Raw genomic sequence first — 1,280 nt, forward strand, 5'->3', positions numbered from 1 at the left:
CACCGAAGGCCCGGGGCCGGGTCCTGGCCCGTGCGACTCTCCCCGCGGGTCGGATCAGACGATCTTGAGATTGGCCATCATGCCCATCGCGCTGTGGTCGACCATGTGGCAGTGGTACGGGTAGACCCCGCGCCAGGTGTCGAAGGTGGCCTGGAGCCGGACGCTCTGCCCGGGCCAGACGATCACGGTGTCCTTCAGGCCGGACTCGGTGGGATCGGCCGGTGCGCCGTTGCGGCCGAGCACCCGGAACTGCACCAGGTGCATGTGGAAGTTGTGCGGCATGAAGGTGTTGGTGTTGGTCACCGTCCACTCCTCGGTGCTGCCCCAGGCGATGGTGGTGTCGATCCGCGCCGGATCGAAGACCTTGCCGTCGATGTACGCCTGGTGCCCACCGGAGCCCGGCTCGTCCATCCGCAGCTCGATGTTGCGGCGCACGGTCGGCGTGGGCAGCGGAGGCAGGGTGCGCAGCCGCTGCGGTACCGAGGTGCGGTCCGGCCCCTTCGCCCGTACGACGTCGAAGCGCATCACCTGGCCTACCTGCTCGGCCGGGCCCGGCCCCATCAGGTTCTGCAGCACCACCGAGGTGCCCGGCTGGTAGCGGGTGAAATCGATGATGACGTCGAGCCGTTCGCCGGGCGAGAACAGCAGGTGCTGCATGGTGACCGGCGCCTCCAGCAGGCCGCCGTCGGAACCGATCACCGTGATGTCCCCGCCGTCGGCGAGCCGCAGCAGGAAGAACCGCAGGTTGCTTGAGTTGACCAAGCGGAAGCGGTAGCGGCGGGCCTGCACCTCGAAACGCGGCCACGGCCGCCCGTTGACCAGCAGGGTGGTCCGGTTGTCGGCGTCGTCCATGGTCCAGACCAGCTGGGCGTTGGCGTCCAGGTGCGCGTCGCGTAGCACCAGCGGGACGTCGAACCGGCCGCGGGGCAACGGAAGCGCCGCCTCGGTGCGGTCGGTGAGCAGGTAGAGGCTGGACAGGCCCCGGTAGAGGTGCTCGGCCTCCATGTGGTGGGTGTGGTCGTGCATCCAGAGCGTGGCGTGCGGCTGCCGGTTCGGATAGTTGTAGACCCGCTCGCCGCCGGGCGGGATCGTGGCGTCGCCCGAGCCGTCGTCGCCGGGGGCGGTGGCGCCGCCGTGCAGGTGCACCGCCGTGGGCATGTCCAGCCGGTTGCGCTGGCGTACCACCACCCGCCGACCCGACGTGGCGCGGATCGTCGGGCCGGGCAGGTCGCCGTTGTAGGTGTACACCTCGGTGCGGGTGCCCGGCACGATCTCCAAGC

At 70.2% G+C, this 1,280-nt stretch carries 1 protein-coding gene; it reads right to left on the reverse strand.

Going from position 1 to position 1,280, the window contains the following annotated elements:
• Positions 1–54: 54 nt before the first annotated feature.
• Positions 55–1,280 (reverse strand): multicopper oxidase domain-containing protein (locus AB0B91_RS66150; protein WP_358343270.1); only part of this gene is annotated, 1,226 nt, incomplete at its 5' end.

The sequence above is a fragment of the Nonomuraea sp. NPDC049141 genome (assembly GCF_040648415.1).
GTDB lineage: Bacteria > Actinomycetota > Actinomycetes > Streptosporangiales > Streptosporangiaceae > Nonomuraea.